General features: G+C 70.4%; 26 protein-coding genes and 2 pseudogenes. 11 read left to right on the plus strand and 17 right to left on the minus strand.

What is annotated here, in order from left to right; translation table 11 throughout:
- Positions 1 to 13: 13 nt before the first annotated feature.
- Positions 14 to 430: a hypothetical protein gene (locus QUE38_RS07620; protein ID WP_286311289.1), complete on the minus strand. Its 417-nt coding sequence runs from the start codon at positions 428 to 430 to the stop codon at positions 14 to 16.
- Positions 431 to 551: 121 nt separating this feature from the next.
- Between QUE38_RS07620 and QUE38_RS07625 the strand changes: the two genes are divergently transcribed.
- Together QUE38_RS07625 and QUE38_RS07630 are read left to right on the plus strand one after the other, a co-directional pair.
- Positions 552 to 1,334, plus strand: coding sequence for an HAD-IIB family hydrolase (locus QUE38_RS07625; protein ID WP_286311291.1), 783 nt, complete (start codon positions 552 to 554; stop codon positions 1,332 to 1,334).
- A gap of 32 nt (positions 1,335 to 1,366) precedes the next feature.
- Positions 1,367 to 2,338, plus strand: coding sequence for a squalene cyclase (locus QUE38_RS07630; protein WP_286311293.1), 972 nt, complete (start codon positions 1,367 to 1,369; stop codon positions 2,336 to 2,338).
- On the opposite strand, the gene QUE38_RS07635 is transcribed toward QUE38_RS07630, so the two are convergent.
- From QUE38_RS07635 to QUE38_RS07655, 5 genes and pseudogenes are all read right to left on the minus strand, one after another.
- Positions 2,335 to 2,622: an RNA polymerase sigma factor gene (locus tag QUE38_RS07635; RefSeq protein WP_286311294.1), complete on the minus strand. Its 288-nt coding sequence runs from the start codon at positions 2,620 to 2,622 to the stop codon at positions 2,335 to 2,337. The two genes, QUE38_RS07630 and QUE38_RS07635, sit on opposite strands and share 4 nt — an antisense overlap.
- A gap of 174 nt (positions 2,623 to 2,796) precedes the next feature.
- Positions 2,797 to 3,554 (minus strand): annotated as a pseudogene (locus tag QUE38_RS07640) (RNA polymerase sigma factor); the annotation flags it as partial.
- Positions 3,555 to 3,556: 2 nt separating this feature from the next.
- Positions 3,557 to 3,919, minus strand: coding sequence for a YciI family protein (locus QUE38_RS07645; protein WP_286311297.1), 363 nt, complete (start codon positions 3,917 to 3,919; stop codon positions 3,557 to 3,559).
- Positions 3,920 to 4,038: 119 nt separating this feature from the next.
- Entirely contained in the window at positions 4,039 to 4,851 is an 813-nt protein-coding gene (locus tag QUE38_RS07650; protein ID WP_286311299.1) for an ABC transporter permease, read from the minus strand.
- The gene (locus QUE38_RS07655) at positions 4,848 to 5,930 is read right to left on the minus strand and encodes an ATP-binding cassette domain-containing protein (protein WP_286311301.1); all 1,083 of its coding nucleotides are present in this window, start codon (positions 5,928 to 5,930) and stop codon (positions 4,848 to 4,850) included. The genes QUE38_RS07650 and QUE38_RS07655 overlap by 4 nt, the downstream gene beginning before the upstream one ends.
- 62 nt (positions 5,931 to 5,992) lie before the next feature.
- Between QUE38_RS07655 and QUE38_RS07660 the strand changes: the two genes are divergently transcribed.
- Positions 5,993 to 6,979, plus strand: coding sequence for a helix-turn-helix transcriptional regulator (locus tag QUE38_RS07660; RefSeq protein WP_286311303.1), 987 nt, complete (start codon positions 5,993 to 5,995; stop codon positions 6,977 to 6,979).
- Between the two features lie 12 nt (positions 6,980 to 6,991).
- Here the strand turns inward: QUE38_RS07660 and QUE38_RS07665 are convergent, their stop codons facing one another.
- The 5 genes from QUE38_RS07665 to QUE38_RS07685 form a co-directional block, all read right to left on the minus strand.
- Positions 6,992 to 7,861, minus strand: coding sequence for an oxygenase MpaB family protein (locus QUE38_RS07665; protein ID WP_286311305.1), 870 nt, complete (start codon positions 7,859 to 7,861; stop codon positions 6,992 to 6,994).
- Positions 7,862 to 7,931: 70 nt separating this feature from the next.
- Positions 7,932 to 8,342, minus strand: coding sequence for a type II toxin-antitoxin system VapC family toxin (gene vapC / locus QUE38_RS07670; RefSeq protein ID WP_286311307.1), 411 nt, complete (start codon positions 8,340 to 8,342; stop codon positions 7,932 to 7,934).
- Positions 8,327 to 8,542, minus strand: coding sequence for a type II toxin-antitoxin system VapB family antitoxin (locus tag QUE38_RS07675; RefSeq protein ID WP_286311308.1), 216 nt, complete (start codon positions 8,540 to 8,542; stop codon positions 8,327 to 8,329). Before QUE38_RS07675 ends, vapC begins: the two co-directional genes overlap by 16 nt.
- Positions 8,543 to 8,606: 64 nt before the next feature.
- Positions 8,607 to 9,368: an MBL fold metallo-hydrolase gene (locus QUE38_RS07680; RefSeq protein ID WP_286311309.1), complete on the minus strand. Its 762-nt coding sequence runs from the start codon at positions 9,366 to 9,368 to the stop codon at positions 8,607 to 8,609.
- A 59-nt stretch (positions 9,369 to 9,427) separates the two neighbouring features.
- Complete coding sequence (locus QUE38_RS07685) at positions 9,428 to 10,075, minus strand: IMPACT family protein (RefSeq protein WP_286311311.1); 648 nt, start codon at positions 10,073 to 10,075, stop codon at positions 9,428 to 9,430.
- 77 nt (positions 10,076 to 10,152) lie between these two features.
- Between QUE38_RS07685 and QUE38_RS07690 the strand changes: the two genes are divergently transcribed.
- The 3 genes from QUE38_RS07690 to QUE38_RS07700 all read left to right on the plus strand — a co-directional run bounded on the left by QUE38_RS07690 (position 10,153) and on the right by QUE38_RS07700 (position 13,899).
- A complete protein-coding gene (locus QUE38_RS07690) occupies positions 10,153 to 11,373 on the plus strand; it encodes an MFS transporter (RefSeq protein WP_286311313.1) in 1,221 nt (406 codons plus the stop codon).
- A 175-nt stretch (positions 11,374 to 11,548) separates the two neighbouring features.
- A complete protein-coding gene (locus QUE38_RS07695) occupies positions 11,549 to 12,205 on the plus strand; it encodes a fasciclin domain-containing protein (protein WP_286311315.1) in 657 nt (218 codons plus the stop codon).
- 524 nt (positions 12,206 to 12,729) lie between these two features.
- Positions 12,730 to 13,899, plus strand: coding sequence for a molybdopterin-dependent oxidoreductase (locus tag QUE38_RS07700; protein WP_433996959.1), 1,170 nt, complete (start codon positions 12,730 to 12,732; stop codon positions 13,897 to 13,899).
- Here the strand turns inward: QUE38_RS07700 and QUE38_RS07705 are convergent.
- The 4 genes from QUE38_RS07705 to QUE38_RS17510 are packed head-to-tail and all read right to left on the minus strand — an operon-like array spanning position 13,896 to position 15,565.
- On the minus strand, positions 13,896 to 14,405 hold the full coding sequence (locus tag QUE38_RS07705) for a hypothetical protein (RefSeq protein WP_286311316.1): 510 nt from the start codon (positions 14,403 to 14,405) through the stop codon (positions 13,896 to 13,898). The two genes, QUE38_RS07700 and QUE38_RS07705, sit on opposite strands and share 4 nt — an antisense overlap.
- A 22-nt stretch (positions 14,406 to 14,427) precedes the next feature.
- Positions 14,428 to 14,565, minus strand: a complete 138-nt coding sequence (locus QUE38_RS07710; RefSeq protein WP_286311317.1) for a hypothetical protein — start codon at positions 14,563 to 14,565, stop codon at positions 14,428 to 14,430.
- Between the two features lie 59 nt (positions 14,566 to 14,624).
- Positions 14,625 to 14,816 (minus strand): dodecin family protein, encoded by a 192-nt coding sequence (locus QUE38_RS07715; RefSeq protein ID WP_286311319.1) that lies wholly within the window; start codon positions 14,814 to 14,816, stop codon positions 14,625 to 14,627.
- 11 nt (positions 14,817 to 14,827) lie between these two features.
- Positions 14,828 to 15,565, minus strand: coding sequence for a TetR/AcrR family transcriptional regulator (locus QUE38_RS17510; protein ID WP_350227602.1), 738 nt, complete (start codon positions 15,563 to 15,565; stop codon positions 14,828 to 14,830).
- 131 nt (positions 15,566 to 15,696) lie between these two features.
- Here QUE38_RS17510 and QUE38_RS07725 point away from each other — a divergent pair, with 131 nt between their 5' ends.
- A complete protein-coding gene (locus QUE38_RS07725) occupies positions 15,697 to 16,140 on the plus strand; it encodes a DUF6326 family protein (RefSeq protein ID WP_286311322.1) in 444 nt (147 codons plus the stop codon).
- A 119-nt stretch (positions 16,141 to 16,259) separates the two neighbouring features.
- Here the strand turns inward: QUE38_RS07725 and QUE38_RS07730 are convergent, their stop codons facing one another.
- Positions 16,260 to 19,235, minus strand: a complete 2,976-nt coding sequence (locus tag QUE38_RS07730; RefSeq protein ID WP_286311325.1) for a M14 family metallopeptidase — start codon at positions 19,233 to 19,235, stop codon at positions 16,260 to 16,262.
- A 361-nt stretch (positions 19,236 to 19,596) separates the two neighbouring features.
- Between QUE38_RS07730 and QUE38_RS07735 the strand changes: the two genes are divergently transcribed.
- From QUE38_RS07735 to QUE38_RS07750, 4 genes are all read left to right on the plus strand, one after another.
- On the plus strand, positions 19,597 to 20,265 hold the full coding sequence (locus tag QUE38_RS07735) for a phosphatase PAP2 family protein (RefSeq protein WP_286311327.1): 669 nt from the start codon (positions 19,597 to 19,599) through the stop codon (positions 20,263 to 20,265).
- Between the two features lie 130 nt (positions 20,266 to 20,395).
- Positions 20,396 to 20,755 (plus strand): Pr6Pr family membrane protein, encoded by a 360-nt coding sequence (locus QUE38_RS07740; RefSeq protein ID WP_286311329.1) that lies wholly within the window; start codon positions 20,396 to 20,398, stop codon positions 20,753 to 20,755.
- Positions 20,756 to 20,774: 19 nt separating this feature from the next.
- Positions 20,775 to 21,389, plus strand: coding sequence for a hypothetical protein (locus QUE38_RS07745; RefSeq protein WP_286311330.1), 615 nt, complete (start codon positions 20,775 to 20,777; stop codon positions 21,387 to 21,389).
- Positions 21,314 to 21,919, plus strand: a complete 606-nt coding sequence (locus QUE38_RS07750; RefSeq protein WP_350227604.1) for a phosphotransferase — start codon at positions 21,314 to 21,316, stop codon at positions 21,917 to 21,919. Before QUE38_RS07745 ends, QUE38_RS07750 begins: the two co-directional genes overlap by 76 nt.
- Before the next feature lie 55 nt (positions 21,920 to 21,974).
- Here QUE38_RS07750 and dnaB read toward each other — a convergent pair.
- A pseudogene (gene dnaB / locus QUE38_RS07755) lies at positions 21,975 to 23,350 on the minus strand (replicative DNA helicase).
- Positions 23,351 to 23,631 lie beyond the last annotated feature (281 nt).

Raw genomic sequence — 23,631 nt, forward strand, 5'->3', positions numbered from 1 at the left:
CGCCCGCATCCGCTCAACAGCCCCGCGTGCCCTTCGACGCGAGCACCAGCGTGGCGTCGCCCGCGTCCTTCACCTCGAAGCGCACGGGCCCGTAGCCGTCGGCGCACCCCATGTCGATGCCGCCGTCGCGCGCGGTGCGGATCACCACGCCGAGGCGCCACGCCTCGCTCGCGATCAGGTCGGCCATGCGGCCGGTGTCGGCGCCGATCGCGATCCATGCGCAGCCCCAGCCGTGCCCCGACTCGAGGAGGTGGCCGTCGAGCACGAAGTCCGGCGGCATCCACGATTCGGAGCACTCGCGGTCCTCGATCGCCGCGGCGGGGCCGCCCGCGCTTCCCGCCCACGTGCACCCGCCGGCGCCGACCGCGACCAGGAGCGCGATCGCCGCGCCGACCGCCGGCGCGCGACCCGCTGAGAGGGTGTGGCGCATCCCGATCCCCCTGTCCCCTCCGTCGCGGATGAGGTGATCCGATACCTCCAAGGGTACGCCGGTGCGGTGTCGAGGGATCCGAGCGGGTCGCCCCCGGGCGACCGGCGAATATGCTGAGCGGATGCTCGTCGCGACGGACCTCGACGGCACGCTGGTGCCGAACGCGGGCGACGTCGTTCCCGCGTACACCGCGAGCGTGCTGCGCCGACTGGACGCCGCGGGCATCCCGGTGGTGTTCGTGACCGGCCGGCCGCTGCGCCGCATGGAGGCGTTCTGGCCGCACGTCGGCGCGCACGGGCTCGCGGTCGTCTCGAACGGCGCCGTCACGTTCGACGTGGCCGAGCGGCGCATCGTCGCGCTGTCCGGCATCGATCCGGCGCCCGGCCTCGCGCTGGTCGACGACATCGCCGCCGCCGTGCCGGGTTCGTGGTTCGCGGTCGAGTGCGACGACGGCGTGCGACTCGACCCCGAGTACGTGCAGACCTATACGTCGGGGCCGGTGCCGCGCGGGCCGCTGCCGGAGGTGTGGGACCGCGCGGCGGTGAAGGTGCTCGTGCGGCATCCCGAGGTGCCTCCCGTCGAGCTGCAGGAGCGGGTGTCGGATGCCGTCGGCCGGCGCGCGACGGTGACCTGGTCGGTCTCCGGGCTCGTCGAGATCAGCGCGGCCGGGGTCACCAAGGCGAGCGCCCTCGCGGACCTCTGCTCGCGGATGGGCATCGCGGCCACCGAGGTGACCGCGTTCGGCGACATGCCGAACGACCTGGCCATGCTCGGCTGGGCGGGCACGGCGGTCGCGGTCGCCGACGCGCACGAGAGCGTGCTCGCGGCCGCCGACCGCGTGGCCTTGTCGTGCCACGAGGAGGGCGTCGCGCGGGTGCTCGAGGAGCTGCTCGAGGGCGCGTGACGCGCGACGGTGGCCGGCGATATGGTGCGTCAATGACGACGGATGCTGCGCTGCTCGACTGGCTCCTCGACTCCGACCCCGCGCTGCGCTGGCAGGTCGAACGCGACCTCGCGGGTGCGCCGCCCGAGGTGTGGGAGGCGACGCGGGCTCGCGTGGCGACGGAGGGGTTCGGGGCGGAGCTGCTCTCGCACCAGGACCCCGACGGCCAGTGGGCCGGCGGCGCGTACTTCCCTGCCGGGTTCTTCGGCAGCCCGGAGGCCGACGAGCCCGGTCAGCCGTGGGTCGCGACGACGTGGTCGCTGAAGGACCTGCGCGAGTTCGGCGTCGAGGCGTCGGAACTCGACGGCACCGCCGAGCGGCTCGCCGCCAACAGCCGGTGGGAGTACGAGGACCTGCCGTACTGGGGCGGCGAGGTCGACGTGTGCATCAACTCGTTCACGCTCGCGAACGGCGCCTGGCTGGGGGTCGACATGTCGGGGCTCGCCCGCTGGTTCGTCGACCACCGGCTCGCCGACGGCGGCTGGAACTGCGAGGCTGAGGAGGGGGACTCGGTGCGGTCGTCGTTCCACTCCACGTTGAATGCCCTGCGCGGCATGCTCGCCTACGAGCGCATCACGGGCGACGAGTCGCTGCGGGAGGCGCGGCACGGCGGGGAGGAGTACCTGCTGACCCGGCGGCTGATGTACCGCGAGTCGACGGGCGAGCAGGTCGGGCCGTTCACGACCGAGTTCCTGTATCCGAACCGGTGGCGGTACAGCGCGCTCGCCGCGCTCGACCACTTCCGCGACGCCGCGGAGCTGGAGGGTCGCGGGCCGGACCCGCGCATGGCCGACGCCATCGACGCGGTGCGCGCCGCCCGGCGGCCTGACGGCACGTGGCTCCAGTCGAAGCGGCTGGCGGGTCGCACGTGGTTCGACATCGACGTGCCCGAGGGCGAGCCGTCGAAGTGGCTCACGCTCATCGGCACCCGCGTGCTCGACTGGTGGGACGCGACGGTCGTCTAGCTGCCCGAACCGCCGAGCCGCTGGGCGGCGACCCGCCGAATCGCACGCCGCTCGGGCTCGCTGTCGCAGGTCGCGAGCGCCCGGTCGAACGCCTCGCGCGCGGCATCCGCTCGCCCCGTCTGTGCCAGCATGTCGGCACGTGCCAGATGGAAGTAGTGGTAGTGGTCGAGGTCGGATGCCACCGACTCGAGCAGTTCGAGACCCGCATCGCCGCCCTCGGCGAGGAACGCGGCGACCGCCTCGTTGAGGGTCACGACGGGCGACGGCTCCAACGTGCCGAGCACGGCATACAACCTGCGGATGGTCGCCCAGTCGGTCTCCTCGAACGTGGCTGCGTCGGCGTGCGCGGCGGCGATGGCCGCCTGGAGCGCGTACGGGCCGACGCGGCGCGCCCGGAGCGCGCGCTGGAACAGCCGGCGTCCTTCAGCGAGGGCGTCGGCGTTCCACATCGACCGGTCCTGGTCGCTGAGCAGCACGATCTCGCCGTCGGCGTCGAGCCGCGCGGGCCGGCGTGCGTCGGTGAAGGCGAGCAGCGCGGCGAGCCCCAGGTCTCGGGCTCGTCGGGCATGAGGTCGCAGAGCGTGCCGGCGAGCCAGCGCGCCTCGTCGCAGAGGTCGCCACGGATGAGCCCGCCGGTCGGCGAGGCGTGCCCCTGCGTGAAGATGACGTACACGACCTTCAGCACGTCGTGCAGCGAGTCGCCGAGGTGCTCGCGTTCGGGCACCTCGAACGGGATGTTCGCGGCTGCGATCTTCTTCTTGGCCCGCACGAGCCGCTTCGCCATCGTCGCCTCGGCCACGAGGAACGACTTCGCGATGCCGGCCGTCGGCAGGCCGACCACGTAGCGGAGGGTGAGCGCGACCCGCGCGGGCTCGTCGAGCGCCCGGTGGCAGCATCCGAAGATCATCGCGAGCAGGTCGTCGGCGATCGCGCCACGTTCGCGCTGCGGCAGTTCCAGGGCCGCGCGCACGTCGTCGACCCGCCGGGCCCAGCGCAGGTCGCGGCGCGCCTGGTCGATCGCCCAGCGACGGGCGACCGTCACGAGCCAGGCGCCGGGGGTATCGGGCATGCCGTCGACGGGCCAGCGCTCGGCCGCCGTGGTGAACGCGTGCTGCGCCGCGTCCTCCGCGAGGTCGAGGTCGCCGAGGTCGGCACGCAGGGTCGCGACCACGCGCGGCCACTGCGCGCCGAACACCTCGGCGACGCCGGTGGGCACGGCTACCCGGCGAACGCCGTCACGTCGAAGATCGCGCGGATCTCGACCGACCCGTACCCGATGTTCGGCACCTTCTCGGCGTACGAGATGGCGGCGTCGAGGTCGTCGACGTCGATGACGTAGTACCCGCCCAGGTACTCCTTGGTCTCGGCGAACGGCCCGTCGGTCACGACGGTGCCGCCGTCGCGTACGCGCACCGTGGTCGCGGTGTCGACCGGCTGCAGCGCCTCGCCGCTGACGTAGACGCCGGCCTCCTTGAGCATGTCGTCGTAGGCGAACCACTCGCCCATCTCGGCCGCTTCCTCGGGGCTGCCGGGCTGCGGGCCGGCGTCGGGAGCGCTGGTGAGCAGGAGCATGTACTGCATGGGAGTGTCCTTCCCCTCGTGGGGTCGCCTGTTGCGACCCCTCACCCATGTGACGAACACCAGTCGACCAGATGGACAGGTCGAGCGCATCCGGTTCGAACGAACTGGCCCCGCCCGGGTCAGTTGCTGCGACGGATCGCGCGGATGCCCACCGCGAGCCCGACCACCGCGAGCACGACGGCCGCGACCCACCCCCACAGCACCGTGATGTCGCCGAGGTCGCCCGCGAACAGCGCTCGCTCGGCCTGCACGACCCAGTTCACGGGATTCACAGCGGCGACCGCGCGCATCCACCCCGGCCCCTCGTCGAGGGGGAGCAGCATGCCCGAGAGGATCAGCAGCGGGAAGATGAGCGTCTGCTGGACGCCCCAGAACAGCCACTCGCGGTCCTTCGTCTTCAGGGCGAGCGTGTACGACAGCGACCCGAGCCCGACGCCGAACACCGCGAGTAGCGCGAGGCCGATCACGAGCCCCGGGAGGTTCACGGCGAACCCGAAGGGCCAGGCGATGAGCACGATCACGAGCGCCTGCACGACGATCGGGGCGATCTCCTTGAGCGCCCTCCCCACGAGCAGCGACGAGCGTGCGAGCGGCGCGACGAGGGTGCGCTCGTGCGAGCCCGTCATCATCTCGTACTGCAGGTTCGAGCCGGTCGCGCCGGTGCCGAACAGCACGATCATCACGAGCACGCCCGGCACGAACCACTGCAGCGTGTCGGCGACGGGCGCACCGGACTGGCCGATCAGGAGCGGCGCGAACAGGCCGAGGAACACGAGGGGCTGCACGAGCGAGAAGATGAGCGTGAAGGGGTCGCGCACCACGGGCTTCAACTCCCGGGTGAGCACGTTCCACGTGTCGCGCGCGGGGTTCGCCCGTACGGCCGTGTCGGTCGTCTCCGGCCGCGCGTCGGCGCGGGTCGTCTCGGTGGTCATCGGTTCGCTCCAGTCGTCTCGGTCACTGCGGTGGCGTCGGATGCTTCGGGGGACGCGCCGCCCGAGGCATCCGCTTCGCCCTCGCCGTCGGCGACGCCCTGGTCCTTCGTGGCGTCGGCCTCGCGCAGGGTGCGCCCGGTGAGCGCGAGGAACACGTCGTCGAGCGTGGGCGGCACGCCGGTCGCGGTGCGCACCTGGATTCCGGCGGCGTCGAGCGCGCGCACCGCCGCGGGCAGGAGCGCGTCGCCGTCGGGGGCGGTGACGGTGACGGATGCCTCGCCCTCACGCCTGACCTCGCGGTCGGTCAGCCCCTGGACGACGCCCGCCGCGCGTCGCGCCTCGTCGCCGTCGCGGAACCCGAACGTCACCACGTCGCCCGCCAATTCCGCCTTCAGCCGCGCGGCCGTGTCGTCGGCGATCACGCGCCCCCTATCCATGACCATCACGCGCTCGGCGTAGCGGTCGGCCTCCTCGAGGTAGTGCGTGGTGAGGAAGACCGTCGTGCCGTGGTCTTCGCGCAGCCGCAGGATGTGCGCCCACAGGTTCGCCCGGCTCTGCGGGTCGAGCCCGGTGGACGGCTCGTCGAGGAACAGCAGGGGCGGGGCGTGCATGAGGCCGAGCGCGATGTCGAGCCGGCGCTTCTGGCCGCCCGAGAGCTGCTGCACCGACCGGTTCGCGAACGACGCGAGGTCGAGCGACTCCATCAGCTCGTCGGCACGCTGCCGGGCGGCCGCCTTGGGCATGCCGTAGAACGCACCCTGGCTGAGCAGCTCGTCGCGTGCGCGCTGCGCGAAGCTGCCGCTCGTGAGCTGCCCCACGTAGCCCACGCGTGCGCGCACCTCGGCGGGCCTGCGGAGGATGTCGTGCCCGACGACCCGCGCGGTGCCGGCCGTGGGCGGTATGAGGGTGGTGAGCATGCGCAGGCTCGTCGACTTGCCGGCGCCGTTCGGCCCGAGGAACGCGACGAGCTCGCCGCGCGCGACCTCGAACGAGAGGTCGGTGACGGCCTCGACGATCTGCTTCTTCACCGTGAAGCGCTTGGTGAGTCCCTGGGACTCGAGGATGGGTTCGTTCGCCATGCCCCCATGTTCGCGGCCATTGCGGACGGATTCTGTCCGCAATGTGCGAGAATCTTGGCGAGATGTCCGATACGACCACGCGGGCGCTGGCCCTGCTGAACCTGCTCCAGACCCACCGGCACTGGACGGGCGACGACCTCGCCCTGCGCCTCGACGTGACGGTGCGCACCGTGCGGCGCGACATCGATCGACTCCGCGACCTCGGCTACCGCATCGAGTCGACGTCGGGCACGACCGGCGGCTACCGGCTCGCGCCCGGGGGTGCCGTGCCGCCGCTGCTGCTCACGGACGACGAGGCCGTCGCGATCGCGATCGGGTTGCGCATCGCCGCGTCCGAACGCCTGCTGAGCGGATCCGAGACGGCGCTCACCGCGCTCGCGAAGCTCGAGCAGGTGCTGCCGGCGCCGCTGCGTCGGCGCGTCAACGCGCTCGCGGAGTCCGTGCAGCCCACGGGCATCCGCCCCGGCACCCCCGTGTCGACCGAGGTGCTCGGGGAACTCGCCCTCGCGTGCCGCGACCACGAGCGCGTGCGCTTCCGCTACACGTCGGCCGACGGCACCGCCACGACGCGACGCGTCGAGCCGCACGTCGTCGCTCCCGCCGACCGGCACTGGTACCTGCTGTGCTGGGACCTCGGCAGGGACGACTGGCGGACGTTCCGCGTCGATCGTCTGGCCGACGTGGAGCACACACGCGTGCTGTTCCCTCCCCGGCGGCTCACCGCCGAGGAGGTCGAGGAGTTCATCCTCGTCGCGCAGTCGTGGTCGCGCCAGCCGGTGGAGGCGGACGTCGTGATGGACCTGCCGCTCGACGAGATGCGCGCGCACTTCGGGCAGTGGGGTCAGGGGGCGACGGCCGAGGACGAACTGCGCACGCGCTGGCCGGTCGGCGGTCGCGACTGGCGGGAGACCATGTACGGCATGACCTACGTGCCGGCGGGCGTCGCGTTCACGACCGACCTCGCGGAGCCGGGGCGCTCGGAGCTGCGCGAGGTGCTCGAGCGGATGCTCCGGGCGCTCGACGACCCGGCGCCTGCGCCCCGGCCGTGAGGAGCGGATCACTCACTCGAAGAGCGGGCGCCCCTCGGCCATGCGGAGCTTCACGTCGTCGAGGATGTTCGTGAACATCGCGGTGCGTCGCTTCGGCGGCATCCGTCGCACCACCCAGGCGACCGTTCGTGAGAACCGACGGAACTTGTTCGCGTGCTTCTCGCTCCACGGGAGCTGCATCTGCTCGCGGAGCTGCGCGGGGAGGCTGCCGGCCGTGGCCAGTTCGCGCAGCCGCACGAGTGCGCGCCGCGGCGGCTTCGTCAGATACTCGAGGCGCATCACACTGGTGAGGTAGGCCCGCACCGAGTCGTCGATGTGCGCTCGCTCGAGACCGTCCTCCCAGTACTCCTGGAAGGCCGCGCGGTCGGTGGGCCACAGGTCGGCGGGCATCTGGAGCATGCCGCCGAGCACGACGCTCTCTGCGTACATCGCCTCGCGCGTGGCGTCGTCGAGCTCGCCCCACACCGCCTCGTAGGCGTCCTCGAATCCGATGTAGAGGCACGCAGCGACCCAGCGTTGCAGCTCCGGGTCGAACGCGTTGTACGCCGGCTTCGCACCCTCGGGGGAGCGCACCTGGGCGTGCGACCGGTTCGTCGCGCGGCGGAAGGCGGCGCGTTCCTCGGCGTTGCCGAAGACCGCGACCGCGAGGAATCCGATGGTCGTGCGCCGCCGCCGCTCGGGGTCGCGGAAGAGCGCGGACTCGACCCTGCTGTCCTTCACGCCGTACCCGACGGCCGGCCACGACAGCTGCATGATGATGTTCGCCGCGCTGCCGACGGCGATGAACGGCGTCGCCGCCTGCTGCAGCGTCTGCGTGGGCAGCTCGTCGAGCCACTCGCGCTCGGCGCGCCGTGTCGGCGCGTTCGTGTCTTCGATCGTCATCAGGTCGCCCTCCGGTGGCGTCGTCGCACGTTCGACGCTAACACCGGATGGCTGATAAGTGAATGGCAATTCACGCAGTTCGCGTGCGCAGTGGGCTGACCTGGGCAAGGAACTCGAAGTCGCGGTCCCGGTGCAGCACGGTCAACCCTCGACGGAGCGCAACCGCCGCGATGAGGCAGTCGACGAGGCTTCGAATCGGGTGCCCGTTCCGGCGCGAGGCGACGGAGAGCTGGGCCGCCGCACGGTAGTCGAGCGGACCGTCCACCGGCACGACGGGCAGGCCGTTCACGAGCGCACCGATGCTCCGCTCCAGTTGCGCCGAGGTCGCACCGGCGAGCAACTCCATGACGATCGGCTCGGTGATCGCCACCTCGGTACCGGACCCGATCGCTTCGGCGAGCTCCGCGACGACGGGGTCGTCGGTATCGCGAAGGAACTCGATCCACGCCGACGTGTCGACGAGGATCACTGGTCGCGCCAAGGGTCATTGTCGTCGCGGATCTCGTCGACGTCCCCACCCCAGCCGCTCCCGCGCAGCGCCAACAGCGCCTCCGTGGTGAGCTGCACCCCGACCAATCGGCGCAGCGCGAAGTCGACGGCCTCTCGCTTCGTCGAAAGATCGAACCGACTCATCGCCTCGGCGATGAGCTCGTCATCGATGTCGATGTTTGTGCGTGTCATACACCAAGAATACACCCCCGCTGTACCCAGCGGCGCGAGCACCTGCGTGCGCCCACCGCGCGGGTCAGCCGCGCACCATCTGCAGCAGGTGCTCGTACTCTTCGCGCATGCCCGGGTTGCCGATGCGGGGGTCATCGGATGCCCCGTGGCGCACCATCTCGTCGAGGTAGCGGCGGTCCGCATCCAGGCGGGCGAGCGCGTCCGCGCCGACGCTTCCGTGGCCGGGCACGACGATCTCGGCGCGGGCGGCGAGCGGGGCGAGTCGATCGAGTGCCTCGCGGTACGCCGGCAGGTCGTCCGGGAAGAACGGCAGCGGCAGCTCGGCGTCGCTCAGCATGTCTCCGGCCACGAGCACGCGTTGCCGGGGAAGCCAGACCGCCGTGTGCCCCGGAGCGTGGCCGTCGTGCACGAGCAGCTCGAGGTCGAAGCCGTCGGGCACCGAGGCATCCGGAACCTGCTCGGCGACGCCCTGCACCCGCCCCATCAGGTCGACGAGCGGCGCCGGGAAGTCTGCACCGAGGTGCTCGACGAGCACCTTCCGCTCACGAGCAGCGAAGTCCGCGGTCGTGCGCGAGGCCCAGCGCGGGGCGTCCCCGAAGCCCGGGTGCCAGAGCAGGTGGTCGTGGTGGGCGTGGGTGGCGAACCCGCCGATCACGCGCAGGTCCCGCTGCCGGAGCTCGGCGGCCAGCGCATCGAGCTCGTCGGGCAGCCAGGCGGGGTCGATGAGCAGCGACTCGCCTCCACTGGCGAGTACCGTGGAGCTGGTCGCCATCTTGCGGCTCGTGGCGACCAGCACGCCCGGCGCGACCTCGCGAAGCTTCGACACGTGGGAGCTCCTTCGTTTCGACGGGCGAGTGCCCCGACACCATCGTCGCGCGTGCGCGCTCAGTCGGACACGTCGACGACGCGCTCCCGGCCGATGACCGCCTCGATCGTGCCGCCCGATGCGGAGGCGACCTCGTCGCCCACGCGCGCCACGGCATCGGCGGGCACCCAGACTTCGAACACGGCCTGCGCGGCATAGTCGGTCTCGCCGAGCATCGCGCCTGTGCGCTGCGCCAGGTCGCGCAGCAGGTGGTCGAAGCGGCCGGCGTCGGCGTGCGGCACCTCGACGCGCACCTGCGTCAACGCCAGGCGCCGCACCAGCCGCGCCTCGTCGAGCGCGTCGGACACCGCCGTCGAGTACGCCCGCACCAGCCCGCCCGCGCCGAGCTTCACGCCGCCGAAGTAGCGGGTCACCACGGCGACGAGGTCGGTGAGCTCGCGTCGACGCAGCACCTCGAGCATCGGAACGCCGGCCGTGCCCGACGGTTCGCCGTCGTCCGACGAGCGGGCCTGGTCCGCGCGCGGCCCGGTGACCATCGCGGTGCAGTTGTGGCCCGCGTCCCAGTACCGCTTGCGCACGGCCGCGATGACGGCGTCGGCTTCGGCGACGGATGCCACGGGCTCGACCCACGCGATGAAGCGCGACTTCCGCACGACCAGTTCGCGCTCCACGGCGGCCGCGATGGTGCCGGGGTACGACGTACTCACCACTCGACGATAGAGGGCCATCGTTCGATGGGGAGCGTCGCCGCTACTGTCGAGGTGCGACGACCCGAGGAGGGCGGATGACGGACGGCCCGACCCCGCCCGGTCGCGCGGCGTTCGCCCGGTTCTGGGGCGCGGCCGCGATCAGCTCGTTCGGCACGGCTGTCACCGCGGTCGCGATGCCGGTGCTCGTCGTGCAGGTGCTCGGCGCGACGCCCTTCGAGGTCGGCCTCGTGAACGCCGCCCAGTTCCTGCCGTACGCGATCGTCGGGTTGATCGCCGGCGTCTACGCCGACCGCTGGCGACGCCGCCCGCTGCTCGTCTGGGCGAGCGTCGGGCGGGCGCTCTCGCTGGCCGCGATCGTCGTGCTCTGGCTGCTCGGCGCACTCGAGATCTGGATGCTCGTCGTCGCGCTCCTCGCCTTCGGCACGTTCGCGGTGTTCGGCTTCGCCGCGACGCAGTCGCTGCTGCCACGCCTCGTGCCGCGCACCCGCCTCGTGCACGCCAACGCGAGACTCGACCAGACGGATGCCGCTGCCCAGACGCTCGGCCCCGCGGTCGGCGGTGGCCTGGTCGGCCTCCTCGGCGCGCCCGTGGCGATCGCGGTCGACGCGGTGAGCTACCTGGTCGAGGCCGCGCTGTCGGCGAGCGTTCCGGTTCAGGAACCGAGGCCGGAGCGTCGTGCAGGCCGACTCCGGACGGAGATCCGCGACGGGCTGCGCTGGACCTACCGGCATCCGACCCTCGGGCCTCTGGCGTGGTCGACCCACGTCTGGTTCCTCGCCAACGGGGCCGCCATGACGCTGCTCTCGCTCATCGCCCTACGCTCGCTCGGGTTCACGGCGTTCTGGTTCGGCGTGCTGCTCGCGGTCTTCGGCGTGGCCAGCCTCGTCGGCGCGACCGCGGCCCCGCGGGTGGGCGAGCGCATCGGCTCGGGTCGCACGGTCGTGCTCGCCCGGGCCGCGTACCCGGGCGCTTGGCTGATCGTGCTCACCGCTCCGGCCTTCGGCGACGCCGTGGTCTTCGTCGCCCTCGCCCTGCTCGGGCTCGCCGCGGGCGTCGAGAACGCCAACGAGATGGGCATCTGGCAGGGCCTCACCCCCGACGAGCTCCTCGGCCGCACCAACGCGACCCGCCGCTCGGTCAATCGCACCGCAGCCGCGATCGGCGCCGTGCTCGCGGGCGTTGGCGCCGGCTTCGTCGGCGAGTGGCCGGTGCTCATGGCCGTGATTCTCGTGTTCGCGGCGGCGGCACTCATCGCCTGGCTCTCGCCGATCTGGTCGGGCACGGATCACATCTGACCCACGGGCGTCGTCGACCCCGGAGCATCCGACCGCCCAGCCTGCTCGGCGGAACACGACACGATCCAATCCCGATCAGGACCCGCGCCGAACCCCCTCCAGCGCACAGAGCGCAACCGCCCCGAACCGGTGGCGGACACGGCAGAGCTTCGCGCTCGAGACCTCGGAGGACATCATGCCCAGCACCACGCGCACCATCACCGGCGGCCTCGCCGCCCTCACGATCTCGCTGCTCGCCCTCACCGGCTGTTCCATGGACTCGGGCTCCGACTCCATGGAGGAGGGCACCGACGACACGATGGAGTCGAGCGAGCCCACCATGGAGGAGATGGACCCGGCGGCGAACCTCGTCGGCCCGGGTTGCGCCGCCTACGCGGAGGCCGTGCCCGACGGCGACGGCTCGGTCGCCGGCATGGCGCAGGACCCGGTCGCGACGGCCGCATCCAACAACCCGCTGCTCACGACGCTCGTCGCGGCGGTCAGCGGTGAGCTGAACCCCGACGTCAACCTCGTCGACACGCTCAACGGCGACGAGTTCACCGTGTTCGCGCCGGTCGACGACGCGTTCGCGATGATCGACGCCGACACGATCGCGACCCTGCAGACGGATGCCGACCTGCTGACGTCGATCCTGACGTACCACGTCGTCGCCGGGCAGATCACTCCCGACGAGATCGTCGGCACGCAGACGACGGTCCAGGGCTCCGACGTCGAGGTCACCGGCGGCGGCGACGACCTCATGGTGAACGACGCGGCGGTCATCTGCGGCGGCGTCCAGACCGCGAACGCGACGGTCTACCTCATCGACTCGGTGCTGCTGCCGACCTCCTGAGTCACGCCGAACGCACACCCGGGCGACCGTCGCGCCGACACGGCACGGCGGTCGCCCGTCGAGAACCCCGAGGAGACAGACATGAGCACGGATGCCCCGAGCGGGCGCATCATCTGGCCCGCGGCCGCCGGCGTGGTCGCCGCCGCCGCGTTCCTCGCAGTGAGCGAGCTGCTCGCCGTGCTGTTCGCGCGGGCCTCGACGCCGCTCCTCGCGGTCGGCTCGTTCGTCGTCGACGTCGTGCCTCGGCCGATCAAGGAGTTCGCGATCTCCGCGTTCGGCGAGGCCGACAAGCCGGTACTGCTCGGCGGGCTCGCGGTCGCCGCGCTGGTGGTGGCGGCGCTGGCGGGCGTCCTCGAGTTCCGACGACGCGGCCTCGGGGTCCTCGTGTTCGCCGCTGCCACCGTGGTCGCGACGGCGGCGGTGCTCACCCGATCCGGCACCGGTGCCCTCGCGTGGATTCCGCCGGTCGTGGGCGGTGTCGCGGGAGCAGGGGTGCTCGTGCTGCTCACGAGTCGGCTCCGTGGATGGGCGCAGCCCGAGCGGCGGGGGCCGCGACGGATGCGGCGCCGGCCGAGGCATCCGCCCGCCCGTCTGTCCCAGCGGATGCACCGCAGGCGATGGCGCGTCGCTCCTTCTTCCGGGTGGCCGCGATCGCTTCGGTCGGGGCGGTGCTCGCCGGCGCCGGAGCCGCGGTGCTCCGTGCCGGGACGAGCACGATCGGCGCGGTCCGCGAGGCGCTGCGGCTTCCGGCGCCGCGGTCTCGGGTCGCCGTTCCGGCGGCGGCCGAGCTCGACATCCCGGGCCTCGGCCCGCTCATCACGCCCAACGCCGACTTCTACCGCGTCGACACCGCGCTCTCGGTGCCGACGGTGGACCCGTCGACCTGGCGCCTGTCGATCGACGGCCTCGTCGAACAGCGGGTGGAGCTCGGCTTCGACGACCTCGTGGCGATGGGGCTCGACGAGTACGCGATCACGCTCACCTGCGTCTCGAACGAGGTCGGCGGCGAGCTCGTCGGCAACGCCGTCTGGCTCGGCGTGCCGGTGCGGGACGTGCTCCGTCTCGCGCGCCCGCGCGCGGGTGCCGACATGGTCCTCTCCCGCAGCGTCGACGGGTTCACGGCGAGCACCCCGCTTTCGTCGCTGACCGACGATGGGCTCGACGCGATCCTCGCCGTCGGCATGAACGGCGAGCCGCTGCCGCTCGAGCACGGCTTCCCCGTGCGCATGGTCGTGCCCGGCCTCTACGGCTACGTCTCCGCGACGAAGTGGCTGACCGAACTGCGCGTCACCACGTTCGCCGACGACGAGGCGTACTGGACCCCGCGCGGCTACAGCGCCCGCGCACCGATCAAGTTCTCCTCGCGGGTCGACACCCCGAAGCTCGGCACCAGCGTGCCCGCCGGCCGCGTGCCGATCGCCGGCGTCGCCTGGGCGCAGACCGTCGGCATCGAACGCGTCGAGGTGCGCATCGACGACGGCGAGTGGCAGGAGGCCAGGCTCGCCGAGGCGATCAACGCCGACACCTGGGTGCAGTGGGTGCTCGAGTGGGACGCCGAGCCCGGCACGCACTACCTCACCGTGCGCGCCACCGATCGCGCCGGCCGGCTGCAGATCGAGGAGCCCGCACCAATCGCGCCCGACGGCTCGACAGGCTGGCAGCGCACGCTCGTCACCGTGACCGACGTCGGCTAGTCGACCACCCGGAACACGAAGCGGTCCTCGGGCGACCAGATGTGCTCCTCGTCGCAGCGATACCCACGCAGCCAGGGCTCGTCGCCGACCGAGCGGAGATAGAAGCCCTTCGGGTAGGCGTCGTTGTCGCTGATGAGATCGGATGCCACGGTCAGCGCGCCGTCCGGCGCCCGGCCGGTCGACCTGAGCGACCCGGTCGAGCCCACCCGCTCGCGGACCGCCAGTCGAAGGTACGGCGCGGTGTCGGCCGGGCAGAGCGAGAACACTTGGAGCCGGGCCGCCTCGAAGATGCGCGACAGGGGAGCGCCGTCGGGCAACCCGAGATCGGCCACCGCGCACTCGCTCACCGTGATCGATCGGGCGGCCCGCCCATCGAATGCGGAGCCGGCCAGGAGCGTGTCGGCATGCTCGTTGAGGCGAACGCCGTGCGCGTGCAGGTCTGCCCGGAGCCGCTCACGCGACAGTCCGCCGATCCGTACCACGAGGCGTTCGATCGGAGCATCCACCGCTGCAGGCTACCGGCTCTCGCTACGCAGGCTCGGTCGTGCGGATCAGCCCGCAGTGCACGCACGACCAGGCGACGAGGAATCGCTCGTCGTCCAGGATCTCGAACCGGAGCGGGTCCCCGCACGTCGGGCACAGTCGCGGGTCGGCGCGCGCCATCATGCGCTCAGCCTACGACTGAGCGCCGTCACCCAACCCCCGTCCGGCGATCCCGGGGCTGCCTACTCCGGCTTGTACTTGAAGGAGAGCTGGATCCGCGAGCGGAACAGCAGCGTTCCGTCCTCGTTGATCACGACATCCTGCTTCGACACCTCCGCGACGCGGAGATCGTGCAGCGACCCCCCGGCGGTGGTGATGGCCTCCCGGGCCGCTTCCTCCCATGACGTCGCACTCGTGCCGACCACGTCGATCACTCGATACACGCTCATCGTGACCCCCTCGTCACTCGATGATGGTCACTCCAGTCTGATCGCCCGCTCACTCGAATGGAAGGGGCTGGGATGGGAGCGACCTCATCGCGTCGACGCGAGACGTTGCTCGAACCCATCGAGGATGAGCTCGAGCCCGACATCGAACTCGTCCGCGAACGAGTACCCCCACCGTTCCCGAGCTCGCTCAGCGTGCGCACGAGGTGCGGGTACTCCTCCGCAACCGGCGCGACGCCCTCGGCGAACGACATCTCCGCACCGTCGCCGGGGGTGAAGGGGAGTGTCGACTCTGTGAGGGCGAACCCGTACACGTACGCATCGATCGTCGAGAACAGGTGCGTTGCGAGCGCCGCTGAGAAACCGGAACTCAGGAGGCATCCGAGCACGCGATCGAAGTTCCGCAGCAGTGGCGTGCCGGGTCGAGGACGCCCCTCGATCATGCCGATCGCCCACGGATGCTCCACGAGGACCGAGCGTGCTGATCGTGCCCGGTCGCCCATGGCCGGCCGCCAGGGTTCGTCGACGTCGGGCGCGGAGATCTGTCGGAACGCCCAGTCCGCGAGCGAGTCCAACACGGCGTCCTTGTTCGCGACGTGGTGATAGAGCGACATCGCCTCGACGCCCAGCTCAGCCGCGACCGAACGCATGCTGACCGCCTCGATGCCGCCGCGATCCGCGACGGACACCGCCGCGGTGATGATCCGCTCGCGGCTCAGTGACTTCCGAGCATTCATGGGGATGTTGACTCCTTACGGGTGTAAGGATAGCATCCTTCCCGCAGATCCTTACACCTGTAAGGATTGCGATCGGCCTGGGCGCGCAATCGGCCCAGGGCCCATCGATCCACCACGACACAGGAGTACCGATGACCACCCAGCAACACCTCACCGCTACCAGAAGCGATACGCAGATCCCGGTACAGGGCAAGCTCGCGGCAGCATGGACGAGCTTCATGTTCCTGTACATCTACGTGGACTACTACCACCTGTACAAGCCCGGCGTCGTCGATGACCTCAGGAGCGGCGTCGTCTTCGAGTTCGACATCAGCCCGATGCTGGTGACGGTGTTCCTCGCGCTGACGGCGATCCCGGCGCTGATGGTGGTGCTCTCCGCGTCCATGCCCGCCCGCGCGAACCGCGCCGCGAACCTCGTCGTGGCGACGCTCTACGTTCCGGTCACCGTGTTCAACGCCGTCGGGGAGACCTGGGAGTGGGCCTCGTTCTACGGCCTCTCGATCGGAGTCGAGCTGCTTCTCCTTGCGTACATCCTGCGCTCTGCGTGGAAGTGGGCTCGCACCCCGCACGCGTGACCGGACCGCCTGGCCAGCCTCGATCTCGCCCGGTCAGACGCGGGAGGGTGAAGCCAGATCAGGGGCGGACCCGCTCGATCGTACGAGTGGGTCCGCCCCCGATCGGGCGGTGTCAGTCGTCAGCCGAGCAGGTGCTCGAGCGACCGGGCCATCACCTCGTTGCGCTCCGCCTCGGTCGAGATGCCCTCGAAGCCGAAGCCGAACAGCAGCGTGTCCTCCGTGGCGACGATCGCGGCGACCTCGAAGAGCACGCCCACGCGCTCCCAGTCGTTCGCGTTGCCGGCGCTGCCGTCGGGCGCTCCGGGAACCGACCATGCACCCAGGTCGCTCTCGAAGCTCTCCGTCGTCGTGCTGCCGTCGATGTCGACGACGACGTCGTCGAGGAAGACGCCGAGGTCGCCCGTCGCCCAGTCGGTGGCGTAGCTGATCGACACCTCGATCTCACTGCCCGCGTAGGCCGACAGGTCGATCGACCAGTCCTCGACTCCGTCCGATGCGCCGGTCGCCGCGTTCCACTCGCCGGTCGTGCCGACCGGGTTGCAGGCGACGTCCTGGTAGTGGAACAGGAACGGATGCAACTCGGTGGCCCAACCCGACGCGCATGAGTCGCCGGTGCCGGTGCCGGTGTGGCCGTTCGAGTCGGGCAGCGTGGTCCAGTCGTCCTGTCCCACGGTGTGGACCTCGACGAACATGTAGTCCCAGTTCGCCTCGATGCCGTACGACGTCGAGAACTCGAGGGTCGCGGCGGACGCTCCCGTGAGATCGATCGTGCGCGCGAGTCGCTTGTACGCGGCATCCGCATGATCTGTCGCCATCTGCCAGTCGCCGGAGACCGGTTCGTACGGGGTGAGGCCCCCGACGTCCCAGCTGGCGAACCGCTCGGAGGCGAACTGCGGGAACTCGCTCTCGGGGAGCACGCTCGACGTCACGATGAACGACGCGGTACCGGTGGAGACTGCGCCCGGCGCGCCCTGGTTGTCCGCGCTGTCGCCCCCGTCGAGGCCGAACGTGTAGCCGTCGAAGACCCCGCCGTTGCCGCTGACGTCGAGTGCCGAGTTGTCGGCCGCGAGACCGCCTCGTCGTGCCCGGCTGTTCGCGCCGAACCAGTACTGGTAGACGTCGTCGGTCAGCACGAGGCAGTCGCCGCTGAGGCACACCTCGTCGGGTGCGCCGTTGGTGCCGTACGTGAGCGGGAAGAACTCCTCGAACCCATGGTTCTTGCCCGTGGCGAGCACCTTGCCGCCCTCGTTGAGGTAGTCGCGCATGACCATGTTCATCTCGTGCGCGAGGAGCGTGGTGGCAGTGGCGCCCTGGTAGTCGGTGACGAGCTTGTCGCCCTCGTACCAGATCACGGCGTCGTAGTGACCGAGCACCCCGGTGGCGTTCGGCGCCGGGCCGGTGACACCGACGTCGTACACGTCGTAGCTCACGCCGTTGGCGTCGAGCGCGTCGGTGTAGTAGTCGAGGTACTCGAGCGGGGCGGACCCACCGATCGGCGTGCCCGGGCTGTTGTCCGCGACGATCAGCACGTCCCCGCCGGTCGCCTCTGCCGAGACGTCGAAGCTGAAGTGATCGCTCTCGACCTTGGTCGCCATCGCGCCGCCGCCGCCGGATGGCGTGTCGACCCCGCTGAACCACACCTCCACCGAGTCACCCGGTGCGAGCCCCGAGACGGTTCCTCGATACTCGCCGTACCAGATGTTGCCGTCGTCGCCGTAGACCTCGCCGCCGGCCCATTCGCTGATGGCCGTGGTGCTCGTCGGCCCACCGTTGACGGAGCTGTGCATGCGCAACTGCTTCAGCTCGCGCTTCGCCCACACGGCGACCTCCTGCGAGCTGCCCCAGCTCTCCGCGAACTCCTGCACCTCGAAGTCGGCCGCCTCGAGGCCGAGCGACGACACCGGATTCGCCGGGTCGGCCGCCGACTCGGCGAGCGAGAGCGCGTAGTCGAGGTTGTGCTCGAACTCGACCTGCACGAGGGTCTCGTCGTCGGGGAACTCGAACTGCGAGCGACCGTCGCAGTAGTCGTCCGGGAGCGTGCTCTCCTCGTAGCCCAGCGCCGTCTGGCATGTCGCCAGCTCGGGCGTGTAGGCCATGATCCCGTGCGCGGAGCCGGCGTGATCGGTCGTGTCGCCGTTCGTGATGTACAGCTCGGCCGAGAGGTCCGGGTCGTAGCCGTCGATCGCCGGGTTCGCGTCGTCGCCCGAGAGGGCGATGTTCACGATGTCGTCCGGAGTCGGGGTGTCGACCTGCCAGCCCGTGCCGTAGAGGATCAGTTCGGCGGCCGAGTGGTAGTTGACCATGAACGCGAAGTCGATCGACCCCATCAGGTCGTCCATCGCCTGCGTCTCAGGCTCGGACTGCGGCGACGTGCCGCGGTACGTCTGGCCGCTCGGGTTGTCGCTCGACCCCTCGTTGTCGTAGCCCCAGTTCGTGGCGAAGTTGCGGTTGAGGTCGACGCCGTCGATCGTCGTGATCTGGCCGTCGTTGTTGTTGTCGGCGAGGTTCTTGCGCCACAGGCGCTGGCCGTCCTCGAACGTCCAGTCGTATCCGTCGGGGTTCGCCACGATCACGAACCACAGCTCGGTCGAGTCGACGATGTCGGTGACCTGCGGGTCGCTCCCGTAGTTGGACAGGACGTGGTTCAGCAGGCGGCTGTTCACCTCGGGCGCGATCCACTCCCGCGCGTGTTGGGTGGAGATGTACAGCACCGCCGGGCGCGAGCCCGCCTTCTTGGTGTCGGCCTTCTCGGTCACGCGCATGGCGTAGATGTCCTGGCCCTCCACCGACTGACCGATGGTGATGAGTTCGGTCAGGTCGTCGTACTGTTCGGCGAGGTATTCCATCTCGGCCTTGTGCCCACCCGGGCTGGACCACTTGCGGAAGACCTCGAACCCGTCGTCGCCCTCCTCGAAGGCCGCGTCGACCGTGGGCACGCCGTCCTTGTTGCGCGTCAGGTCGATGTCGAGGTCGTACGCCTTGTGCGCCTTGTTGGCCTCCGACCGCGACATGACCGCCTCGACATGCACGCTGCCGTCGCCGTTCGGCTCCGTCGAGACGATGTCGTATCCGTCCGCGATCAGCGCCGCGACCACCTCTGCCGGTGCATCGAACTCGTAGAGGTCCAGGCGCCCGCCCGACTGCGAGTGCTCGGCGGCGATGACTCTGGCGGATCCGCGAAGGCGCTGGTCGGGATCACCGCCAGGCCGAGTGCTGCGACTGCTGCGACTGCAAGAACCTTCACCCGCGAACGAGTGTTCATTGGTGCTTCCCCTCCTACGCCGCTCCATTGCGGCTACGGACCCTACGGTTCGGATGTTGCACTTGGGCTTGAACGTACTCCATCGTGCGACCCCTGAACAGGGGGTCCTCGCGAGATGCGAGGGTGCCGCGTTCGGGTGGGGCGCCCGCCGCGCACCGCGACGAGCCTCCGCGCAGCGCCGCTAGGCTCCGGTCATGCCGCTGCTCCGAACCGTCGTACTGCCGGTGCTCGGCACGATCGGCGTGCTCGCTGCGGCCGGGCGGGCGATGCGGTTCTTCGGCGGCGACGACCCGACGGAAGACCAGGCCGTGCGTGCGCTCCAGAGCGCGTACGGCCACCGGCACGACGAGCTGGCCGGGCCGCGTGAGCCGATCGACCGGGTCACCGCACCTCTCTCGTGGTACTCCGGCGTGCCCCAGACCATCGCGACCGGGCTGATCTGCTGCGGCGCCACCTGGCTGGCGACGCGCGACCGGCGCTCAGCCCTTGCCCCGGCAGCGGTGCTCCTACTCGAGACCGCGTGCTTCGTCGCATCCGCGGCGCTCGTCGGACGACCTCGACCGCAGAGGGTCTGGCGCCCGGAGCATCCGCACGCGACGTCGTCGTTCCCCTCGGGGCACACGGCGGCTGCCTTCGCGCTCCACGGCACCCTCGCCGACCTGCTCGATCGCCACGATGCCCGCGGAGCGCGGCTCCTCGGGCCGCTCCTGAGGTACGGGGTTCCCGGAACGATCGCGTTCTCGCGGGTCTACCGCGGCCAGCACCACATCTCGGACACCGTCGCCGGTGCCGTACTGGGGCGGTGGAGCGCAGCTGTAGTGCGGCGGGAGCTGATGCCTATCCGACCCTCCGAGCCACAGTGACGTTCTGGCTGATGACGACGGCACCCATCTCCCACTTCCTGAACGACCACGGCGTGAACCCGATCCCCGGCCTCTTCGATCCGACCCCGTCGTCGCCATCGACAACATCTGGCTCTTCCTCCTGCACTACGTGTCGCCGATCCTCGTGCTGCTGGACTGGCTCCTCTTCGGCCCGCACGGCCTCGTCCGCTGGAGCGACACCCTGTTGTGGCTGCTGTACCCGACCGCCTACGCGATCATCATGATCACGCGCGGGATGCTGCTCCCGGCGGTGAACGACCGCTTCCCGTATCCCTTCCTCGACCCCACCGTGGCCGGCTTCGACGGAATGATAGCCGCGCTCGGACGCGTCATCCTCATCCTCGCCCTGATCGCCCTCGCCGTCGTCGCCCTCGACCGCCTCGCCCTCGCCGTCGTCGCCCTCGACCGCCTCGCCTCCGCCGTCACGCGGCGGCGATCGCGCATCCCCGTCAGCGAGCGGCAGCACTGACCCTGGCAAGACGGTTCTGATGCGGATGGACCAGCATGCATACGATTGGTGCGAGCGCCGGATCGATGTCGGGGAGGCGGACATGCCGCAGCACGTCCCGTTTCCCAGCTTCGACGCGCTGATCGATCCGTCGGTGCTGAGCTCGTTGCTTCGCCGGACGGTCAGGTCGGTTGCGACCGTTGCGGTTGAGGGTGCAGACACTTCGACGGACGCGCGATTCGTCAGCGTCGCGATCGACGACGAGCCGACGCCCAGCCTGTTCCTAAAGATCGTTGACTCGGACCGTGACTGGCTCGCGATGATCACTGCGGACGATCGGCACCGTGCCGTGACGGTGTGGTCCGAGGGTGTGATCGATCGGATGCCTCCGGAGGTCGATGCTGCGGTGATCGCCTGTGCGGACTGGGGCGACGGCTACGCGGTGCTGATGCCGAACCTGCATTCGGAACTCCTCGCGCCAGGCAAGCCGCTGACTGTGCGCGACTTCGACGCTCTGCTCGACGCGATGGCCGCCATGCACGCGACATTCTGGGGGATCCCACGCTCCCCTCCGAAGCGTTGGGGCTGTGTTCGGCGGAGGCATTCCTGTCCCACACATCGCCCGCGAGGGCTGCCGAGCACAGACATCGGTTGAACAGCTGGGTCTTCGATCTCATCGAGGAGGGCTGGGAACGCCTACCCGCGATCATGGATCCTGCGCTGGCGCGCGATCTGCGTGCACTCAACGATGACCCCGCTCCGATCACCTCCGCCCTGCAAGCCGGCCCCTCGACCCTCGTTCACAGCGACATCCGGCCGGCGAATGTCGCGATCGGCGGCCGCGGCGGAGTTCCAAGGGTGTCGTTCATTGACTGGGGTCGCCCGCTGGCGACCGCGGCATCGATTGATCTCGGGTACCTCCTCGGCTGGACCGCGCTCGAGCGCCCGTACCCGGTCGATGAGGCGGTTGGGCGTTACGACGCACTGCTTCGCCGGCGGCTGAGTGAACGACTCGATGATTCGAGCTGGCGAACTGTCCGCGACGTCGGCATCCTCGGTGGGTTTCTCAACACCATCTGCTTCCACGCACTGTCCGCCCACGGGGATGACCGACCGGCAGCGGCTCAGGCCCGCGCGCTCACTGAGTGGGAGCCGTGGTTGCGCCGAGTCGCCGACCGCTTGTGAGGATCACAGCGTCGTCCGAACTGACACGACGGCCGGAGTCAACACACCGCCGAACCTACGCCTGCACCATGTCCGCGAAGCGCGAGAAGTGGCCGTGGAAGGCCACGGTCACGGTGCGGGTCGGGCCGTTGCGGTGCTTGGCGACGATGAGGTCGGCCTCGCCGGCGCGGGGGTTGTCGCGCTCGTACGCGCTCTCGCGGTGGAGCAGGATCACCATGTCGGCGTCCTGCTCGATCGAACCCGACTCGCGCAGGTCGCTGAGCGCCGGAAGCTTGTCGGCGCGCTGCTCGGGCCCACGATTCAGCTGCGAGAGCGCGATGACCGGCACCTGCAGCTCCTTGGCGAGCAGCTTCAGCGCACGCGAGAACTCCGAGACCTCCTGCTGGCGGCTCTCGACGCGCTTGCCGCTCGTCATGAGCTGCAGGTAGTCGATCACGACCATCTTGAGACCCACGCGCTGCTTGAGCCGCCGGCACTTCGCGCGGATCTCGACCAGCGTCATGTTGGGGGAGTCGTCGATGTAGAGCGGTGCGTCGTTGATGCGGCCGCGGGTCGACGCGATGGTGGTCCAGTCGCGGCTGTCGACGGTGCCCTTGCGCATCGACTGCAGGGGCACGGATGCCTCGGCCGAGAGCAGTCGCATGGCGATCTCCGACTTGCCCATCTCGAGCGAGAAGAAGATCGTGGGCAGGTCGTTGTGGATCGACGCCGACCGGGCGAAGTCGAGTGCGAGCGTCGACTTTCCGAGCGCGGGACGCGCGGCGACGATGATCATCTGCCCGGGATGGAAGCCGTTCGTCAGGTCGTCGAGGTCGGCGAAGCCGGTGGGCACGCCGGTCATCTTGCCGTCGGTGTGCTTGGCCGCCTCGATCTCGTCGATCGCGACGGTGACCGCCTCGGTGAGCGGAACGTAGTCCTCGCTCTCGACGCTGCCGGTGACCGAGTAGATCTCCGACTGGGCGACGTTGACCAGGTCGGTGACCTCGCCCTCGCCGGCGTAGCCCATCTGCACGATGCGCGTGCCGGCCTCGACGAGGCGTCGCAGCATCGCGCGCTCGGCGACGATCTCGGCGTAGAAGCCGGCATTCGCCGCCGTCGGCACGAGGCTCGTGAGGGTGTGCAGGTACTCGGCGCCGCCGGCGCGGCCGAGCTCGCCGGTCTTGGTGAGCTCGTCGGTGACGGCGATCACGTCGGTCGGCTCGCCGTGCGAGTACAGCGAGAGGATCGCGTCGAACACGACCTCGTGCTTGGGCACGTAGAAGTCGGGGCCACGGAGCGTCTCGATGACGTCGGCGACGGCGTCCTTCGAGAGCATCATGCCGCCGAGCGCGCTCTGCTCGGCGAGGAGGTCGTGCGGGGGGTCCGCTCGGGAGCCGGACGGGCCGCACCCTGATCACGGGGTTCGGCGATGTCCAGGTGAGCGATCGTCACTCCCGGCCCTCCTCGATGTCGTGTTGTGTCCGGGTGACGCGGCTGATTGCGTCACTTCCAGTGGTAGCGGCGACCGCCGACACGGGGGCCAAGCAGTGCGGCCGGTCCCCCATCCGGCGACGGAGATTCACCCTAGGTACGGGGTCGCCCCGCCCACAAGCCAGCCTGTGGATAACGCTGTGGGGAACTTGGGCGAAACGCCGGGCGCCATGTGCAAAGGGTGTGTGGAAACCTGTGGAGAACGAGAAAGTTTTGAGCCGGAAAAGCTCCCTGACCTGCTA

Origin of the sequence: Agromyces mangrovi (assembly GCF_030296695.1) — a bacterium.
Lineage (GTDB): Bacteria > Actinomycetota > Actinomycetes > Actinomycetales > Microbacteriaceae > Agromyces > Agromyces mangrovi.

Bases quoted from the DNA above. Each gene is read 5' to 3' on its own strand.
- QUE38_RS07710 (WP_286311317.1), bottom strand. From the start codon at position 14,565: ATGATGGCGCGCGCCGACCCGCGACTGTGCCCGACGTGCGGGGACCCG.
- QUE38_RS07620 (WP_286311289.1), bottom strand. From the start codon at position 430: ATGCGCCACACCCTCTCAGCGGGTCGCGCGCCGGCGGTCGGCGCGGCG.
- QUE38_RS17510 (WP_350227602.1), bottom strand. From the start codon at position 15,565: ATGAATGCTCGGAAGTCACTGAGCCGCGAGCGGATCATCACCGCGGCG.
- QUE38_RS07630 (WP_286311293.1), top strand. From the start codon at position 1,367: ATGACGACGGATGCTGCGCTGCTCGACTGGCTCCTCGACTCCGACCCC.
- QUE38_RS07655 (WP_286311301.1), bottom strand. From the start codon at position 5,930: ATGGCGAACGAACCCATCCTCGAGTCCCAGGGACTCACCAAGCGCTTC.
- QUE38_RS07735 (WP_286311327.1), top strand. From the start codon at position 19,597: ATGCCGCTGCTCCGAACCGTCGTACTGCCGGTGCTCGGCACGATCGGC.
- QUE38_RS07645 (WP_286311297.1), bottom strand. From the start codon at position 3,919: ATGCAGTACATGCTCCTGCTCACCAGCGCTCCCGACGCCGGCCCGCAG.
- QUE38_RS07745 (WP_286311330.1), top strand. From the start codon at position 20,775: ATGCGGATGGACCAGCATGCATACGATTGGTGCGAGCGCCGGATCGAT.
- QUE38_RS07650 (WP_286311299.1), bottom strand. From the start codon at position 4,851: ATGACCACCGAGACGACCCGCGCCGACGCGCGGCCGGAGACGACCGAC.
- QUE38_RS07700 (WP_433996959.1), top strand. From the start codon at position 12,730: ATGGGCGCAGCCCGAGCGGCGGGGGCCGCGACGGATGCGGCGCCGGCC.
- QUE38_RS07665 (WP_286311305.1), bottom strand. From the start codon at position 7,861: ATGACGATCGAAGACACGAACGCGCCGACACGGCGCGCCGAGCGCGAG.
- QUE38_RS07675 (WP_286311308.1), bottom strand. From the start codon at position 8,542: ATGACACGCACAAACATCGACATCGATGACGAGCTCATCGCCGAGGCG.
- QUE38_RS07625 (WP_286311291.1), top strand. From the start codon at position 552: ATGCTCGTCGCGACGGACCTCGACGGCACGCTGGTGCCGAACGCGGGC.
- QUE38_RS07690 (WP_286311313.1), top strand. From the start codon at position 10,153: ATGACGGACGGCCCGACCCCGCCCGGTCGCGCGGCGTTCGCCCGGTTC.
- QUE38_RS07660 (WP_286311303.1), top strand. From the start codon at position 5,993: ATGTCCGATACGACCACGCGGGCGCTGGCCCTGCTGAACCTGCTCCAG.
- QUE38_RS07725 (WP_286311322.1), top strand. From the start codon at position 15,697: ATGACCACCCAGCAACACCTCACCGCTACCAGAAGCGATACGCAGATC.
- QUE38_RS07695 (WP_286311315.1), top strand. From the start codon at position 11,549: ATGCCCAGCACCACGCGCACCATCACCGGCGGCCTCGCCGCCCTCACG.